20 protein-coding genes are annotated in these 16,246 nt (G+C 73.7%); 7 read left to right on the top strand and 13 right to left on the bottom strand.

Features of this window, described 5'->3' with window-relative positions; genetic code table 11:
• Window positions 1-50 precede the first annotated feature (50 nt).
• Window positions 51-728, bottom strand: coding sequence for an aspartate/glutamate racemase family protein (locus FHS88_RS12585; protein ID WP_184485129.1), 678 nt, complete (start codon window positions 726-728; stop codon window positions 51-53).
• Window positions 729-877: 149 nt separating this feature from the next.
• Between FHS88_RS12585 and FHS88_RS12590 the strand changes: the two genes are divergently transcribed.
• Complete coding sequence (locus FHS88_RS12590) at window positions 878-1,321, top strand: DUF983 domain-containing protein (RefSeq protein ID WP_211842313.1); 444 nt, start codon at window positions 878-880, stop codon at window positions 1,319-1,321.
• Window positions 1,314-1,784: a UPF0262 family protein gene (locus tag FHS88_RS12595; RefSeq protein WP_184485131.1), complete on the top strand. Its 471-nt coding sequence runs from the start codon at window positions 1,314-1,316 to the stop codon at window positions 1,782-1,784. The genes FHS88_RS12590 and FHS88_RS12595 overlap by 8 nt, the downstream gene beginning before the upstream one ends.
• Before the next feature lie 33 nt (window positions 1,785-1,817).
• Here the strand turns inward: FHS88_RS12595 and FHS88_RS12600 are convergent, their stop codons facing one another.
• Window positions 1,818-2,171: a hypothetical protein gene (locus tag FHS88_RS12600; RefSeq protein ID WP_184485133.1), complete on the bottom strand. Its 354-nt coding sequence runs from the start codon at window positions 2,169-2,171 to the stop codon at window positions 1,818-1,820.
• 61 nt (window positions 2,172-2,232) lie between these two features.
• On the opposite strand from FHS88_RS12600, the gene mtnA reads away from it, so the two are divergent.
• From mtnA to FHS88_RS12625, 5 genes are all read left to right on the top strand, one after another.
• The gene (gene mtnA / locus FHS88_RS12605) at window positions 2,233-3,321 is read left to right on the top strand and encodes an S-methyl-5-thioribose-1-phosphate isomerase (RefSeq protein ID WP_184485135.1); all 1,089 of its coding nucleotides are present in this window, start codon (window positions 2,233-2,235) and stop codon (window positions 3,319-3,321) included.
• On the top strand, window positions 3,318-3,806 hold the full coding sequence (locus tag FHS88_RS12610) for an ASCH domain-containing protein (RefSeq protein ID WP_338146554.1): 489 nt from the start codon (window positions 3,318-3,320) through the stop codon (window positions 3,804-3,806). Before mtnA ends, FHS88_RS12610 begins: the two co-directional genes overlap by 4 nt.
• A gap of 285 nt (window positions 3,807-4,091) precedes the next feature.
• The gene (gene mgtE, locus FHS88_RS12615; RefSeq protein WP_184485137.1) at window positions 4,092-5,408 is read left to right on the top strand and encodes a magnesium transporter; all 1,317 of its coding nucleotides are present in this window, start codon (window positions 4,092-4,094) and stop codon (window positions 5,406-5,408) included.
• Window positions 5,409-5,725: 317 nt separating this feature from the next.
• The gene (locus tag FHS88_RS12620; RefSeq protein WP_184485139.1) at window positions 5,726-6,439 is read left to right on the top strand and encodes a cysteine hydrolase family protein; all 714 of its coding nucleotides are present in this window, start codon (window positions 5,726-5,728) and stop codon (window positions 6,437-6,439) included.
• A 31-nt stretch (window positions 6,440-6,470) separates the two neighbouring features.
• Window positions 6,471-7,877 carry an FAD-binding oxidoreductase gene (locus FHS88_RS12625; RefSeq protein ID WP_184485141.1) on the top strand — a complete coding sequence of 469 codons (1,407 nt, stop codon included), beginning with the start codon at window positions 6,471-6,473 and terminating at the stop codon, window positions 7,875-7,877.
• A 22-nt stretch (window positions 7,878-7,899) separates the two neighbouring features.
• Here the strand turns inward: FHS88_RS12625 and otnC are convergent, their stop codons facing one another.
• The 11 genes from otnC to FHS88_RS12680 all read right to left on the bottom strand — a co-directional run bounded on the left by otnC (window position 7,900) and on the right by FHS88_RS12680 (window position 15,821).
• Window positions 7,900-8,532, bottom strand: a complete 633-nt coding sequence (gene otnC / locus FHS88_RS12630) for a 3-oxo-tetronate 4-phosphate decarboxylase (RefSeq protein WP_184485143.1) — start codon at window positions 8,530-8,532, stop codon at window positions 7,900-7,902.
• The gene (gene otnK, locus FHS88_RS12635) at window positions 8,525-9,784 is read right to left on the bottom strand and encodes a 3-oxo-tetronate kinase (RefSeq protein WP_184485145.1); all 1,260 of its coding nucleotides are present in this window, start codon (window positions 9,782-9,784) and stop codon (window positions 8,525-8,527) included. Before otnK ends, otnC begins: the two co-directional genes overlap by 8 nt.
• Window positions 9,785-9,797: 13 nt before the next feature.
• A complete protein-coding gene (locus FHS88_RS12640; RefSeq protein ID WP_184485147.1) occupies window positions 9,798-10,283 on the bottom strand; it encodes a cupin domain-containing protein in 486 nt (161 codons plus the stop codon).
• Window positions 10,284-10,293: 10 nt separating this feature from the next.
• Window positions 10,294-11,169, bottom strand: coding sequence for a class I SAM-dependent methyltransferase (locus FHS88_RS12645; RefSeq protein ID WP_184485149.1), 876 nt, complete (start codon window positions 11,167-11,169; stop codon window positions 10,294-10,296).
• Entirely contained in the window at window positions 11,169-12,215 is a 1,047-nt protein-coding gene (locus tag FHS88_RS12650; protein WP_184485151.1) for a glycosyltransferase, read from the bottom strand. The genes FHS88_RS12645 and FHS88_RS12650 overlap by 1 nt, the downstream gene beginning before the upstream one ends.
• Window positions 12,212-12,616 carry a 6-pyruvoyl trahydropterin synthase family protein gene (locus FHS88_RS12655; protein ID WP_184485153.1) on the bottom strand — a complete coding sequence of 135 codons (405 nt, stop codon included), beginning with the start codon at window positions 12,614-12,616 and terminating at the stop codon, window positions 12,212-12,214. The genes FHS88_RS12650 and FHS88_RS12655 overlap by 4 nt, the downstream gene beginning before the upstream one ends.
• A 50-nt stretch (window positions 12,617-12,666) precedes the next feature.
• Window positions 12,667-12,810: a hypothetical protein gene (locus FHS88_RS12660; protein WP_184485155.1), complete on the bottom strand. Its 144-nt coding sequence runs from the start codon at window positions 12,808-12,810 to the stop codon at window positions 12,667-12,669.
• Between the two features lie 178 nt (window positions 12,811-12,988).
• Window positions 12,989-13,963, bottom strand: a complete 975-nt coding sequence (locus FHS88_RS12665; protein WP_184485157.1) for a zinc-dependent alcohol dehydrogenase — start codon at window positions 13,961-13,963, stop codon at window positions 12,989-12,991.
• Entirely contained in the window at window positions 13,960-14,736 is a 777-nt protein-coding gene (locus FHS88_RS12670) for a RibD family protein (protein WP_184485159.1), read from the bottom strand. Before FHS88_RS12670 ends, FHS88_RS12665 begins: the two co-directional genes overlap by 4 nt.
• Before the next feature lie 45 nt (window positions 14,737-14,781).
• Window positions 14,782-15,297: a hypothetical protein gene (locus FHS88_RS12675; protein ID WP_184485161.1), complete on the bottom strand. Its 516-nt coding sequence runs from the start codon at window positions 15,295-15,297 to the stop codon at window positions 14,782-14,784.
• Complete coding sequence (locus FHS88_RS12680; protein WP_184485163.1) at window positions 15,294-15,821, bottom strand: hypothetical protein; 528 nt, start codon at window positions 15,819-15,821, stop codon at window positions 15,294-15,296. Before FHS88_RS12680 ends, FHS88_RS12675 begins: the two co-directional genes overlap by 4 nt.
• Window positions 15,822-16,246 lie beyond the last annotated feature (425 nt).

A 16,246-nucleotide genomic window follows, 5' to 3' on the forward strand; every position in this document is an offset into this window, starting at 1 on the left:
CGCCGCGCCCCCCCGGAGGTGCCTCCGCGCCGGAGCGGCCCGATCCGCCGCTATTCCGCCGCCGCGCGCATCCTCTCCCCGCGCGCGGCCACCACCGCGAGGATCGCCTGCACCACCGCCGCCTGGCAGGGTTCGATCACCGGCAGCCCGCAGGAATCCTCGGCGAAGGCGCGGTGCCCGGCCATGCCGGCGCAGCCGAGGATGATGCTCTCGGCACCCATTCCCGCCAGTTCCTTCGCCGCCGCGGCGATGCGCGGGCGCGGCGCCGCGGGGTCGGTCAGCACCTCCATGTCGAGGTTGAGCGGCACGATGCCGGCGAGCCGCTCCTCCACGCCCATGGATTGCAGCGCGCGGCGCTGGCGCGGCTTCGACTTGTCGGTGAAGGCGATGATGCCGAAGCGCTCCCCGCGCATCATCGCCGCCGCCACCGCGCAGCGCAGCGGGCCGAAGACCGGCCTGTCGGTCACGGTGCGCACGGCCTCGAGCCCCGGGTCCGAGACGCAGGCGAGGATGTAGGCGTCGGCCGGCTCGCGCTCGACCATGCGGCAGAGCGGCTCGGCGATGCCGAACCAGTCCCGCCAGGTCACGATGGCCGGCGGGCCGTCCTCGATGCGCACCACGTCGAGCCGCGGCAGGCCCGGGGCCGCATAGGGCGCCACCGCCGCGGCGATCCCTTCGGTGCAGGAGCGGCTGGAATTCGGATTGATCAGCAGGATGCGCTCGGCCATGAGGCATCTTCGCGCCGCCCATGCGGCCGCTTCAAGCCGTCGCCCACCGGAACGCTTGAACCGGCGGCGGCGGCGGGCCTATGCTGCGACGCACAAAAACTTCTGCGCGAAGAACGGGGCGCCGCGACGCCCGCGAACAAGGAACGCCGATGCCCTGGTCCTCCGAGCGGGATGCCCCCGCGGTGCCCGCCGCCGACATGCCCATCGCCCAGGCGATGCTCCGCGGCGCGCGCGGGCGTTGCCCCTGCTGCGGGCAGGGCCGGCTGTTCCGCGGCTATCTGCGCGTCGTCGAGGCCTGCGACGCCTGCGGCGCGCCGCTCGGCCGCGTGCGCGCGGACGATGCGCCGCCCTATTTCACCATCTTCATCGCCGGCCATGTGCTGCTGCCGCCGGTCTTCTGGATCGAGAAGGCGTGGCAGCCGCCCATGTGGCTGCACATGGCGGTCTGGCTGCCGCTGTTCACCGTCCTGTCCATCCTTCTTCTGCGGCCGGTGAAGGGCGCGACGCTCGCCTGGATGCTGCGCCTCGGCGTCACGGGCGATGCCCCCTCCGCCGCCGTCGCGCCGCCGCGGCGAGGGCCGGGTGATGCCTGAGCAGCGCCTCGTCCGGCTGGAACTGCCCGAGGAGCCGCCGGCCCCCTCCGCCTATGCCGAGGCAGACCGCCGCCAGGCCATCGCCGACCTGCTGGCGGGCAACCGCTTCGACCCGCCGCACCTGCCGCGCGGCCCCTATGCGCTGGCGGTCTCGCTGCGCGAGGGCCGGCTCATCCTCGACATCCGCGACGTGGACAACCGGCCGCTGCATGTGCTGGCGCTGGCGCTCGGCCCCTTCCGGCGGCTGATCAAGGACTACCACATGGTGGTCGAGGCGCATGAGCAGGCGGTGGCGCAGAACGGCCCGGAAAGCCGCGTGCAGGCCATCGACATGGGCCGGCGCGGCCTGCACAACGAGGGTGCCGAGCTGCTGCGCGAACGCCTCAAGGGCCGTGTGGACGTGGATTTCGAGACGGCGCGCCGGCTGTTCACCCTGGTCTGCGCGCTGCACCAGCGCATCTGACGGCGCGCCCGCGGGCAGACGGGCCGCCCGGTGTCAGGACATCAGCCTGACGATGCGGCGGACCACCCGGCCATCCTTGACGATCTCCCAGCCGGCACGGCCCGCGAGGCCCGACCAGCTCTCGCCGCTGGTCGAGAACCAGCGGGCCTCCTCGCCGGGCCCGAGTTCCGGCGGCCCCATCGCCGCGCGGCGGGCGGCCTCCGAGGCATCGAGCTTCGCCCGTTCGGCCGGATCGGCCATGCGCCGTTCATGCTCCGCGCGGATCTGTTCCAGGAAGTCCAGCAACCCGTTGCTCTCCTCCGCCGGCGTGTCGCCCGCGCTGCCCTGCGCGCCTTCGGGCGGGGTCTCGGGGCCGCTTGCGTCAGAGGGCTTATCCTGGCTGGACATTCCGCCTCGCTCCTGTCCTACGGGCATTCATTGCGATCGCGCTGATCTGAGGAGACCTCGCATGAGGATCAATGGCGTCTGGCACCGCAGCCTGCGCGTGGACGAGCAGGATGGCTGGTCCGTCCGCATCCTCGACCAGACCCGCCTGCCCTGGGAGGTGGTCTGGCTCCGCCTGACCGACGAGAACGAGGTCGCGCACGCCATCCGCACCATGCAGACCCGCGGCGCGCCGCTGATCGGCGCCACCGCGGCCTATGGCGTCGCGCTGGCCATGCGGCGCGAGCCCGCGGCGCTGGAGGCGGTCTGCGCCATGCTCGCGGAGACCCGCCCCACCGCGATCAACCTCCGCTGGGCCATCGAGCGCATGCTCGCCGCCCTGCGCAACCTGCCGCCCGCCGACCGCGCGGCGGCCGCCTATGCCGAGGCCGCGGCCATCGCCGACGACGACGCCGCCACCTGCGAGGCGATCGGCCGGAACGGCCTGCCGCTGCTGCAGGAGATCGCGGCGCGCAAGCCGGGAGAGCGGGTGAACGTGCTGACGCACTGCAACGCCGGCTGGCTCGCGACCGTGGACTGGGGCACGGCGCTCGCGCCGATCTACATGGCGCATGACGCCGGCATCCCCGTCCATGTCTGGGTGGACGAGACGCGCCCGCGCAACCAGGGCGCGGCGCTGACCGCCTTCGAACTCGGCGCCCATGGCGTGCCGCACACGGTCGTCGCCGACAATGCCGGCGGGCATCTGATGCAGCACGGGCAGGTGGACATCGTCATCGTCGGCACCGACCGCGTGACGCGCACCGGCGATGTCGCGAACAAGATCGGCACCTATCTCAAGGCGCTGGCCGCGCGGGACAACGGCGTGCCCTTCTGGGTGGCGCTGCCGCATTCGACGCTCGACCTGCGCGTGGCCGACGGCGTGCGCGAGATCCCGATCGAGGAGCGCAGCCAGGCCGAGGTGACGGACCTCACGGGCCGCACCGCCGATGGCCGCATCGAGACCATCCGCGTCGCCGCCGCCGGCAGCCCGGCCGCCAACCCGGCCTTCGACGTGACGCCCGCGCGCCTCGTCACTGGCCTGATCACCGAGCGCGGGCGCATCCCGGCGACCGAGGCGGCCATCGCCGCGATGTATCCGGAGAAGGCGTGAAGACCGCGGAGACCGATGCCTTCCACGCCGCCTTCCATGCGGCGACCGGCGTCGCCGATCCTGACTACGACGTCGTGATGTTCGGCGGCGGCCCGCCGCTGGCCGACGAACTGCTCGCGCTGGTGCTCGCGGGGCGCAAGCGCGCCACCGCCATGCTCGAGCGCGACGTCACGGTGAAGGGCGAGCCCGCGCCGCGCATCGGCGGCCATGTGGTCGTGGTGGATGGGCAAGCCCGTCCGCGCGCCGTGTTCCGAACCGTCGAGGTCCGGCATGGACCGCTGGATTCGGTGGATGACGCCTTCGCCTGGGACGAGGGCGAGGGCGACAGGACGCGCGCCGGCTGGCTCGACGCCCATCGCCGCCACTTCGCACAGCAGGCCGCGCGCGAAGGCTTCGCGATGCATGACGGCATCGCCGTGATCTTCGAGCGCTTCACCCTGGTCTGGCCGCCCGAGCTGGCCGACGCGCACCGCTCGCCCGGGTGAGGTGCGGGGCCGCGCTGCGCCCTGCACGCGGGCGCCGCGGCCACGTCATGCTTGACGCGCACCGTCCCGCTGCGGGATACGACCCCCTCGCACAGCGATTGTGCGCCGCAGCAACTCAGTCTGGAGAGCCCGATGGACGAGCCGAGCGGAAGTAGCCGCACGCCTCACCCACGCCGCGCCGCCGCGCGGCGCCGGGCCCTGCGCCTGCCGGTCGCCTGACCGTCCGGCCGTTGCGGGGCGGGCGCCGGCGGTGGCGCCCCGCACCCCCCTGCAAGGACGGCCCGCATGACCACCGCCACCCTGCCGCCGCGCGCGGCCCTGCCGCCCGAGGCGGCGACCAGCCTCCATCCCGCCGACCTCGCCGCGCTGCTCGACCGGCGCGAGGCCGGGGACGCCTGGGCAGTGCTCAAGGCCCTGCCCATCGCCCGCCAGGCCGAGACCTTCGGCTACCTCGCCGCCGGGACGCAGACCGCCATCGCCGGCATCGCGGCCCCGCGCGACGTCGCCGCGCTGCTCTCGGCCATGGACGCGGACGAGCGCGCCGATGTCTGGGGCCGCCTGCCGGAGAGCCTGCAGGAGAGCCTCGCCCCCGCGCTGGCCGCGGCCGAGCGCGAGGACATCCGCCGCCTCGCCGCCTATCCGCCCGGCACCGCCGGTGCGGTGATGACGAGCGAATACGCCGTGCTGCGCCCTGAGCAGACGGCGCGCGAGGCGCTCGACAGCCTGCGCGGCCAGGCGGCGTCGAAGGAGACGATCGCCATCGCCTATGTCCTCTCGCCCCAGCGGCGCCTGCTCGGCACCGTGGCGCTGGAGGATCTCGTCCTCGCCGCGCCGGAGCGGAGCGTGGCGTCGATCATGCGCCCCGAGCCCGCCTTCGTGCGTGTCGAGGACAGCGCGGAGGAGGCCGCGCGGCTGCTCGCCCGCTACGACCTGCCGGCCATCCCCGTGGTCAATGGCGGGGAGGCGATGGTCGGCATCCTCACCGCCGACGACGCGATGGACGTCGCCGAGGCCGAGGCCACCACCGACTTCCACAAGGCCGGCGGCTCGGCCAGCCTCGGCGTGCCGCTGCGCGAGGCGACGATCGGCCTGCTCTACCGCAAGCGCATCGCCTGGCTGGTCGTCCTCGTCTTCGCCAATGTCTTCTCGGGCGCCGGCATCGCCGCCTTCGAGGACGTGATCGCGGCCAATGTGGCGCTGGTCTTCTTCCTGCCGCTGCTGATCGACAGCGGCGGCAATGCCGGCAGCCAGTCCGCCACGCTCATGGTCCGCGCGCTCGCCACCGGGGAGGCGCGGATCGGCGACTGGGCGCGCATGATGCGGCGGGAGATTCTCGTCGCCGCGATGCTGGGCGGGACCATGGCGCTCGCCGTTTCCCTGCTCGGGCTGATCCGCGGCGGGCCCGAGATCGCGCTGGTCGTGGCCATGACGATGGTGCTCGTGGTCGTCGCGGGCAGCGTGATCGGGCTTTCGCTGCCCTTCGTGCTGACCCGGATGCGGCTCGATCCGGCGACGGCCTCGGCGCCGCTGATCACCTCGATCGCCGACGCCACGGGCGTGCTCATCTACTTCGCCATCGCCTCGGCGCTGCTGGTGCCCTGACGCCGGGCGCCGGCCCCGATCGGGGGTTAGAGCCCGAGCGGGCGGGATCGCCTTCGGCGGAGGGGGGATCGGCCCGTTTCCGCCTCGGGCCAAGCCCCGATGCCACGCGCGGAGCAGGCCCGCGAAAGGCCGGATTCGCCTTGGGCCGGCCCGGATGGCCGTCCGCGATCGCGCCGGCCGGCGCATGCCCCGCCCCTGCCGTAGAGCGGAGTGCCGCCCCGGCTCGCCGGGCGCGGCGAGGCCCGATCGCGGGCTTGGCCGCGGCCGGTGCGGCCGCCATCCTCACCGCCCGGACCACTTCGCAGGAGAGCCCGCCGATGGCCGCACCCCACCGTCCGTCCTGGAAGACCGCCTGGCGCTCCTTCTATTACGCCGGCGCGCCCGAGGCGCCGGACCCGGTGCTGGTCAAGGGCAAGGTCGCGCTGCTCGTGATCGACGTGCAGAACACCTACCTCGCCCGGCCGGAGGACCGCTCCGCGCTGCCGCCCCTCGAACGCGCGCGGGAGGCCGCCTGGGACGGCTTCCACGAACGCATGCACGGCATCGTCATCCCCACCATCGCCCGGCTGATCGAACGCTTCCGCGCCGGCGCGGGGCCGGTGATGTTCGCGCGCATCGCCTGCCTCACCCCCGACGGCGCGGACCGTTCCCTCAGCCAGAAGAAGCCGGGCTGGAACAACCTCTTCCTGCCCCATGATTCCGAGGCGTCGCAGGTGGTGCCCGCGCTCGCGCCGCGCCCGGGGGAGGTGGTGGTGACCAAGACGACGGATTCCGCCCTGACCGGGACGAACCTCCGCCTGATCTTCACGAACATGGGCATCACCCATGTCGTCTGCACCGGCATCTTCACCGACCAGTGCGTGAGTTCGACCGTGCGCTCGCTCGCTGACGAGAGCTTCGACGTGATCGTGATCGAGGACGCCTGCGCCGCCGGCACCATGGAGCTGCACACGCGCGAACTCGAGATCATCAACCGCATCTACTGCGAGGTGATGCGCGCGGAGGACCTGCTGGGCTACCTGCCCGCTTGACCGCGGGCGGGGCGGGCGCAGGATCGCGGCCATGGACACGCTCGACCACCTCGCCGCGACGCTCGGCCCCCGCAACTGTCTCACCTCGGCCGAGGACATGGCGCCCTATGCCGTGGACTGGCGCGGCGCCTATCGCGGCCTGCCGCGCGCGGTGCTGCGCCCCGCGAGCACGGAGGAGGTCGCCGCCGCGGTGCGCGCCTGCGCCGCCGAGGGGCTCGCCATCGTGCCGGCGGGCGGGCGGACCGGCCTGTGCGGCGGCGCCGTCGTCTCCGACAACGGGCCGCCCGCGGTGGTGATGAGCCTCGAGCGCATGAACCGCATCCGCGCGGTGGATGCGCGCGACTTCTCCCTCATCGCAGAGGCGGGCTGCGTCATCCAGACCGTGCAGCAGGCGGCCGCGGCGGTGGACCGGCTCTTCCCGCTCTCCTGGGGCGCGCAGGGCTCGGCCATGGTCGGCGGCGCGCTCTCCACCAATGCGGGGGGCATCCGCACCATCCGCTGGGGCAATGCGCGCGACCTCGTGCTGGGGCTCGAGGTGGTGCTGCCCGATGGCCGCGTGCTCAACGACCTCAGGCGCGTGCGCAAGGACAATTCCGGCTATGCGCTGCGCCATCTGTTCCTGGGCGGGGAGGGGACGCTCGGCGTCATCACCGCCGCCGCGCTGCGTCTCGTGCCGGCGCTCAGGCGTGTCGAGACCGCCTTCGTCGCCGTGCCCTCGCCCGAGGCGGCGCTCGATCTGCTCTCGCGCGTCATGGGCTCGGGGGCGGAGGTGATCGCCTTCGAGCTCATCATCCGCGAATGCCTCAGGATCGTGGACCGGAATGGCATCGGCATCCGCATCCCCCTGCCGCTCGACAGCCCCTGGTATGTGATGGTCGAGCTCGCCGCCGCGCATCCCTCGGTGCCGCTGCGCGGGATGCTGGAGGAGACGCTGGCCGAAGCCGCCGAGGCCGGCGAGGCGACGGATGCCGCCCTCGCCGACAGCGAGGCCCAGCGCGCGAATTTCTGGCGCATCCGCGAGGACTACCCCGACTGCGCCCGGCGCGAGGGGCCTGCGATCAGCACCGACACCTCGGTGCCCGTCTCGGCGGTGCCGGCCTTCCTCGGGCGCGTGGAGAAGGCGCTCTCCGCGCGCTGGCCGGAAGGGCGGCTGCAGGCCCTCGGCCATGCGGGGGACGGGAACATCCATGTCTCCCTCGGCGCGCCGGCCGGGATGGACCGCGAGGCCTGGACTGCCCGCGCGGGGGAAGCCGAGGCGCTGGTCAACGCCATCGCCGTGGACCTCGGCGGTTCCTTCTCGGCCGAGCACGGCATCGGGCAGTCGAAGCGACACGCCATGGCCACGCACAAGGATCCGGTCGCGCTCGACGTGATGCGCGCGGTGAAGGCGGCGATAGACCCGCTGGGCACGATGAACCCGGGCAAGATGCTGCCCTGAGCGCGCAAGGGCGGGCTGCGCCTCACCCGAAGGCCGCGAGCAGCTCCTCCACCTGGGCGGGCGTCAGAAGGCGCGGATTGGCCCCGCGCAGCAGCAGCGCGAGGCGGGCCGATTCCTCCAGCTCCTCGGCCGCCGCCACGGCATCGGCCAGCGTCGCGCCGCTGACCACCGGCCCGTGATTGGCGAGCAGCACCGCCTTCGCTCCCTTCGCCGCCGCGTGGATCTCGGCCTCCATCGCCGCATCGCCCGGCCTGTAGTAGCGGATGACCGGCAGGGTGCGGCCCACGCGCATGACGAAATAGGGCGTCAGCGGCGGGATCGGCGCTGTCTCGCCGGGCTCGGCCAGGCAGCCGATGGCGGTGGCGTAGGTCGAGTGCAGATGCACCACCGCCCCGGCATCGGGCCGCGCGGTCAGCACGGCGCGATGCATGAACACCTCCTTCGAGGGCCTGTCGCCGCCGATGTGGTTCCACGCGGCGTCGAGCCTGCTGATCCGCGCGGGATCGAGCCGGCCGAGGCAGGAATTGGTCGGCGTCATCAGGTAGCCGTCGGGCAGGCGCACGCTGATGTTGCCCGCCGTGCCGACCGAATAGCCGCGCTGGAACAGCGAGGCGCCGAGCGCGGCCAGTTCCTCGCGGATCGCCGCCTCATCCATGGTGGAACGCCTTCAGGAAGAAGTCGCGCGCGCCGAAATTGCCCGATTTCAGCGCGAGGTGGATGCCGCGCGGCTCCGCGAAGGTCCAGGGCACGCCGGGATCGATCTCGGGGCCGATGCGCAGCGCGGTGACGCCGAGGCGCTGCACCACCGCCCCCGATGTCTCCCCGCCCGCCACCACGAGGCGGCCGACGCCGCGCGCGACCAGGCCCTCGGCGATGGTCGCGACCGCCTCCTCGACCAGCGCGCCGGCGGCCTCGCGGCCCAGCCGCGCCTGCAGCGCCGCGACCTTCTCGGGCGTCGCGCTGGCGGCGATGACGACGGGCCGCGCGGCCTCCAGCCGGCCCTCCGCCCAGCCCAGCGCCTGGGCGGCCAGCGCCGCGGCATCGGGAGTCGCGAGCGCATCGAGTTCGAGCACCGGCACATGGTCCCGCGCCAGCCCGATCTGGCCGAGCGTGGCGCGCGAGCACGATCCCGCCACCACCGCCGCGGCACCCTGCATCGGTGGCAGCGAGGCCGCGTCGCTGCGCGCGGGCAGCAGCCCGGCGCGGCGGAAATTCTCCGGCAGGCCCATCGCCACGCCGGAGCCGCCGGTGACGAGCGCATGCGGCGCCACCGCCTCGCCGATCGCCAACAGATGCGCATCCGTCACCGCATCCACGATCGCCCAGCGCCGGCCGGCATCGGCAAGGCGCGTCATCTCGCGCCGGATCGCCGCCGCGCCCTGCTCGACCACGCCGAAGGGCACGAGCCCGACGCCGCCATCGGTCTGGCGCGAGAGCACGCGCACGAGGTTCGGGTCGGTCATCGGCGTCAGCGGGTGATTCTCCATCCCGCTCTCGTTCAGCAGCGCGCCGCCGACGAAGAGATGGCCGAGATAGACGGTCCGCCCGTTGGTCGGGAAGGCCGGGCAGGCGATGGCGAAGCCCGCGCCGAGCCGCTTCAGCAGCGCATCGCCCACCGGCCCGATATTGCCGGCATCGGTGCTGTCGAAGGTGGAGCAGTATTTCCAGAATACCTGCCGCGCACCCGCCCCGGTCAGCGCGTCGCAGGCGGCGAGCGACTGCGCCACGGCATCGCCCACCGGCGCGGTGCGGATCTTGAGCGCGACGATGACGGCATTGGCCTCGGGCAGCGGCCCCTCCGGCACGCCGATCACCTGCACCGCCGACATGCCCTGCTTGACGAGGGTGTTGGCGAGGTCGGTCGCGCCGGTGAAGTCGTCGGCGATGCAGCCCAGGAGAAGGGGCATGGTCGGTGGTCCTTCAGAAGATCGGCGTGCCGTCCTTGCGGAAATAGACGGAGCGCCCGTCGGGCCCGGGGCGGATCATCAGGTCGTCATCCGGGTAGGTCACATGCTCGAAGGGCGTGCGGTCGCCGATCTCGAGATAGAGGCAATCCGTGGTGCCGCGGTTGACGAGGTGATGGGCATCCCCCGTGCCGGCGCGAAAGCCGGCGCACATGCCGGCCCTCATCGGCGTCTCGCCGGCATTCGTGACCAGCGTGCACTCGCCCTCGAGGATGTAGACGAACTCGTCCTGCTTCTCGTGCGCGTGGCGCAGGGCGGAGGCGGCGCCGGGCGGCAGGCGGGTGAGGTTCACCCCGAAATTCCGCAGCCCGAAGATGTCGCCGAGGACGCGCTTCTCCCGCCCGCCGATCTTCGTCACGAGATCGGGCGGGTAGCCCGAGGGCCTCGCGCGCGGCGGCACCTCGGCCGCGGTCACGGCGATCGGCGGGGCGGTATCCGGCATGGCGTCCTCCTCATTCCGGCGGGGGCAGGGCGAGCAGGTCGAGATGGCCGATCCGCACCGAGAGCCTGCCCCGGGCGGCCTGCGCGCGCCGCGCGGCGATCCAGTCCTCGATGGCGGAGGCCTGGCGCCGTTCCCAGGCGAGGGCGGCCGCGCCGTGGCCGTCGGCGATCGCCGCGGCGAAGGCGCTGTCCCTCCTGTCCACCAGCCAGTCCGAAGGCCCGCGCAGCACCGTGAAGCCGCGCGCGGCGAAGGCCTCGGCGATCGCGGCCGGCGCCGCGGGGCCGAGGGCGATGCCGCCGAAGCCCTTGTCGCGCCGCTGGTCGCGGCGGAAGCCACGCATCACCAGCGCATCGGCGCGGTGGGGCGGGGCGAAGTGCTCGCGCCCCGTCACGTTCAGCGCGGCGTAGAAGGGCAGCCGCCGCGCCGCGCAGGCCGCCGCCATGCGCTCGATCCAGTCCCGTGAGACGAGGTCGCACAGCGCCGTGTTCACCACCGCGTCCACGCGCCCGAGCGGCAGGTTGTCCGGCGCCTCCGCGAGATCGGCGACCAGCCCCTCGATGCGCCAGGCGCCCGTCGGCGCATGGACCAGCAGCGTGCGCCGGGCGGGCCAGGTGGCCGTCCAGCCGACGGCCCCGGCGCGCTCGGCGATGGTCTCGAAGGCGCGTTCCAGCAGCGCGGCGTCGGCATCCACCAGCGTCCAGGCCTGCGGGCGCTCGATGAAATGGCCGAGCCAGCGCAGCAGGCTGCCCGTCCCGGCGCCGAGGTCGAGCAGGCGCGGCCGCGCCGGCAGCGCCGCGGCGAGATGCAGCGCGAGCCCGATGCTGCGCGCCGCCGCGTCGTGCGGCTCGCGCAGGTCGAGCCAGTCGCCGTCGAAGGATTCCGCCATCAGCCCCAGGCCCTGGCGAGTTCCGCGCGGAAGGCCTCGGCGCGGTCGGGCCAGCGGGGCAGGGCCTGCCCGGCCTTCCAGGACGCCTCGGCCATCTCGGCGCGCAGCCCGGTGTCGAAGATCGGCCGGCGCATGCCCTTGGAGAGCGAGGCCACGTCATCCACCGGCGAGACGATGGCCGAGCCCGGCGCGACCACCTCGGCGATCGCGCCGCCGGCGGTGATGGCGAGCGGCAGGCCGCGCGCCATGGCCTCGGCCGCGGCCATGCCATAGCCCTCCCAGCGCGTCGCCAGGGCGAAGAGGTCGGCGCGGTGATAGAGCGCCTCGAGCGCCTCGCCCGTGACCTCGCCGGCGAAGGTCACGCGGGAGGCGATGCCGAGTTCCTCGGCGAGCGCGCGCAGCCCGTGCGCATGGGTCGGGTCGCGCCGATCGTCGCCGGCGATGGTCAGGCTCCATTCGAGGTCGGTCAGCCGCGCCAGCGCCTTGAGCAGCACGTCATGCCCCTTGCGCGGCACCAGCGTGCCGACCGAGAGGATGGCGCAGCCGGGGCCGCCCGAGCCCGCCGCGCGCGGGGCGGGGTCGGTGCCCGGCTCGACCACGCCGATGCGCGCGGGATCGGCGCCGAATTCCTCCGGCAGGCGGCGCGCCGTGAGGGCGGAGGTGCAGACCAGCCGCGCGCAGGCGCCGAAAAGCGCGCGCTCCTTGGCCTTGAGCACGGTGCGGACGGAATCCGGCGCGCCGTGTTCGAGCGCCGTCGGGTGATGGATCAGCGCGACGGCGCGGCGCGCCTGCAGCTCCTGGGCCAGCGGCAGGAAGGCGGGCAGGCCCAGACCGTCAATGACGATGCGCGCATCGGCGGGCAGTGCGGCGAGCGCGGCGCGCGCGCCCTCGCTCGCCGCGTCGTCCGGGGCGGGGTGCGTGCCGGGCAGTTCCACCACCTCGACCGTCTCGCCCAGCGCGCGCAGCCCCTCCACCATGCGCCTGTCGTAGATGTACCCGCCCGAGATCGCCGCGAAGGGCCCCGGCACCAGCAGGTGGATGGTCACGGCGCGGGCGGGCCTTCGAAGGCGGCCCAGGCGATGTGGCTCTCGCGCAGCAGCACCTTGAGCCCCGTCACCGCGCGGCCGCCCTCGCCGAGCCGCCCCTCGGCCAGCGCGGCCGAGAGCAGGCGGTGGATATGGGCGCAGAGGAACTCGGTGGTGGTGTTCTGGCCGGCGAATTGCGGCTCGGCATCGAGGTTGCGGTAGTCGAAGCCGTCGAGGATGCGGCGCAGCTCGACCTTCGCCGCGGCGATGTCCACGAGCAGGTTCAGCCGGTCGAGCCGCGGCGCACGGAACTCCGCCTCGACGATGAAGGTCGCGCCGTGCAGGCGCTGCGCCGGCCCGAATTCCTCCCCGCGGAAGGAATGGGCGATCATCACATGGTCCACGACGGTGAGGCTGTACATGCGGCCGTTGTAGCCGCGCCCCCGCGCGGCGTCACCCGCGCGCCTCCGCCTCAGCCGAGCAGCCAGACCACGACGACGCCGAGCACGGCGGCCGGCCCGCCGATGCCGAGGACCAGCGCCAGGATGCGGATCGCCTCGGATCGCTCCGCGGCGGGGGCGGCGGCGGGCGGCGGCGGGGGCGTCTCCTGCTGCATGCTGCTCTCCTGCGGCTTGCGAAGGCACGGCGCATGACGGGCGGCCAAGCCGGGGAGATGGTGCGCCGCGCCGCGCGCGGCAAGCCGCGTGCCGCGCGCGCCGGCCCGGCGGGGCGGCCGCGCGGGAAACCGGGGCGTGATTCGCGGCGGGCGACGGGAGATCCCGTGTCCGCGGGCTTCAGTAGAGGACGACGGGGCAGAGCGGCGGCGCCTCGCCCGGCGGCGGATTGAGAAGCCGCGGCATCGCCCCGGGCAGCGCGGCGAAGGGTGTGGCCGGGCCGGTCAGGGCATCCAGCCTCTCCTCCGCCAGCAGCGAGAGCGCCAGCGCCAGCCTATCCGCATGGCTGCGCCGCCCGCGCATCGCCGGCGCCACGGCGCCGACCTGGGTGGACAGGATCGAGAGCCGCTTCGCGTGGAAATCCTCCCCCAGCGGCAGGCTCGCCACCCGGTCGCCGAACCAGGAGGCCTCGACGATCCGCCCCTCGAAGGCGCAGAGGCCGAGGGCGCGCGCGAGCCCGGCCGGGTCGGCGCTCGCATGCACGATCAGGTCGCGCCCGCCCGGCGCCTCCTCCGGCGCGGCGAAGACGGCGCCGAGGGATTCGACCACCGCGCGCCGGCGCGGATCGAGGTCGCAGACCACCACCTCCATCCCCGGCACGCGCGCGAGCAGATGCGCGACCAGCAGCCCGACCACGCCCGCGCCGATCACCAGCGCGCGCTCGCCCGCGAGCGGCCGCGCGTCCCACAGCACGTTGACCGCCGTCTCCATGTTCGCCGCCAGCACGGCGCGCGCATCCGGCACCGCGTCGGGCACCGGCACGCACATCGCCGCGGGCGCGAGGAAGCGGTCCTGGTGCGGATGCAGCACGAAGACGCGCCGGCCGAGCAGCGCCTCCGGCCCCGCCTCGACGATGCCGACGGCGCTGTAGCCGTATTTTACCGGGAAGGGGAAATCCCCCGCCTGCAGCGGGCAGCGCATGGCCGCGCGCTGGCTGTCGGGCACGCGGCCCTGCAGGACCAGCCGCTCGGTTCCGCGCGAGATGCCGGTGGCGAGGGTGCGGACCAGCGCCTCCCCGGGGCCCGGCGGGGGCAGAGTCTCCTCGCGGATCTCGCAGCGCCCGGGTGCCATGGTCCACAGCGCCCGCGCGATCATGCCGCGCCTCCGGGCCGGGCGCGGTCGAGCGGGATGTCGAGCAGGATGTCGGGCGGGATCTCGTGCACCGTCCAGGTGAAGCGCAGCCCGTCGGCGATGCGCGGCACCTCGGGCAGGGTGAAGGCCGGGATGCCCGAGCCGAGCAGCACCGGCGCCACCGTGACATGCAGCCGGTCGAGGCAGCCCGCGGCGAGGAAGCGCGAGACGGTCATGCCGCCCCCCTCGACGAAGATGCGGCTGAGCCCGCGCGCGGCGAGCGCGCGCAGCAGGGTGGCCGGCGCGATGCCGCCGCCCGGCGCGCGCGGCAGGCGCAGCACCGTGGCCCGCCCATGCGTCTCGCCGCCCCCGGCATCGGCCGCGCAGGCGAGCAGCGTCGGCGGGCCCTCGCGGAAGATGCCGTAGTCGGCCGGGAGGCGACGCTCGGTGTCGATCACCACGCGCACCGGGTCGGGGCCCTCCACCTCGCGTGTGGTCAGGCGCGGGTCGTCGTGGCGCACCGTGCCGGCGCCGATCACGACGGCATGACAGAGGGCGCGCAGGCGGTGGGTGTGCAGGATGTCGCCGGGACCGCCGATCCAGCGGCTGCTGCCGCTCGCGGTGGCGATGCGGCCGTCGAGCGTCTGCGCCAGGCGCCCGACCACGCGGCACCCGTCCGGCGCGGCGGGCGGGGCGAGGATGGGGGCGAACAGCGCCGCGAGCCGGCCGGCCGGTGCCGCGCCGTCGCGCGCGGCGAGCATCGCGCGCCAGTCGGTGTCGCAGGGGTCGCGGTCCATCGCCGGCCGTCATGCCCGAAGCGGGCGGCGGACGGAAGGGCGGGATCAGGGCCCGCCGAGGCCGACCGGCACCACGCGGATCGTCCATTCGGCCAGCAGCCCGGCGGCGACCGGCAGGGGAAAGGCGGCGATCAGCCGCAGCGCGACGAAGCGCCAGCCGAGCACGGGGTATTCCCAGGTCAGGATGCGGTGCACGGCGAAGATGGACCAGCCGGTGATGAGCGCGGCCATCTGCGGCACCCCCGCGCCCGCCTTGGCGAAGGCGAGGACGAGGGGAAAGGTCACGAAGGGCCCGCCCGGCATCAGCCCGCCCGCGAGAGAGGCGACCAGGATGCCCGGCATGCCCGAATCGGGCCCGATCCAGGTGACGGCCGCATCGGCGGGGATGAGTTCCGCCAGCAGCGCGGCCATGGGCAGCGCCACCGCGAAGATCGGCAGCATGCCGAGCAGGCTGCGCCCCGTGTCGGCGGCCGCCTTGCGCGCCGTCGCGGGGCCGCGGCGCAGGCAGGCGCCGAAGGCGAGGAGGGCCACCACCGCGAGGAAGACCTGCCCGGCCGTCACTTCGGCGGCTCCCAGGCGATGGGCAGCCTGCGCGCCACGAAGCCCGCGAGCATGGGCATCGGCAGCGTCAGGATGGTGCGCATGATCGCGAAATCGGGGCCGAGCAGCGGCATCTCGTAGACCAGCAGCTTCTGGAAGCCGTTCAGCGCCCAGGAGAGGATGTAGGCCACCAGCGCCCCGCGATCCGCCCCCGCGCCGGCCAGCACCAGCACCAGCGGGAAGGCGGCCATCGGCCCGCCCGGCGTCAGCGCCCCGGCGAAGGTCGCGACCATCAGGCCGAACCAGCCGCTTTCCGCCCCCATCCAGCGGCCCAGCGCGCCGGGGGAGACGAGCTGCCGCAGCGCGGCGGCCAGCATCAGCCCCGCCACCAGCGAGGGCGCGATGAAGAGGAACAACTCCCAGGCGTGGAGGAGGGCGCGCAGCACCGCCCCGCCGCCGTCCCGCCGCCACAGGAGCAGGGCCGCGAGGAGGCCGATGGCGCCGATGAGAAGGATGCTGGCGTGGCGTCGGAACAGGGAAGGCACCGCGCAAGGCTGCGCCTCAGGAGTTTGGGAAGCAAGGATAGCCCGGGCAACGGAGGGCAAGACACACTTTCGTCTTGCAATCGCACCAAAGCGAGTTGCAGGCTTGGTTCGAGGAGCCGGAGATCACCCAATGCGCACATTCCTTTTATTTGTTGCAATATTGTGCACGTATCTCCTAACCAGGTTTATGACGCGCGGGAAATCCACCATACTAAGAGCCTCTGCGGGCTCCCTATTGATCGCTTCATTATTATTTATTTTGGTGTTAGTGGTAAAATTTGCGGCCTCTGATATTGATTCTTACGATCAAATAGTCTACCCTAGATGGATTAGGCCGCGTGGACAAACCTGATCCACAGTCGGATGGAGGCGAGTGTCGCGAAGCCGAGGAAGCTCTCGGCGGTCTGGTCGTAGCGGGTAGCGAC

It is taken from the genome of Neoroseomonas alkaliterrae, from assembly GCF_014199195.1.
Taxonomy (GTDB): Bacteria; Pseudomonadota; Alphaproteobacteria; order Acetobacterales; family Acetobacteraceae; genus Neoroseomonas; species Neoroseomonas alkaliterrae.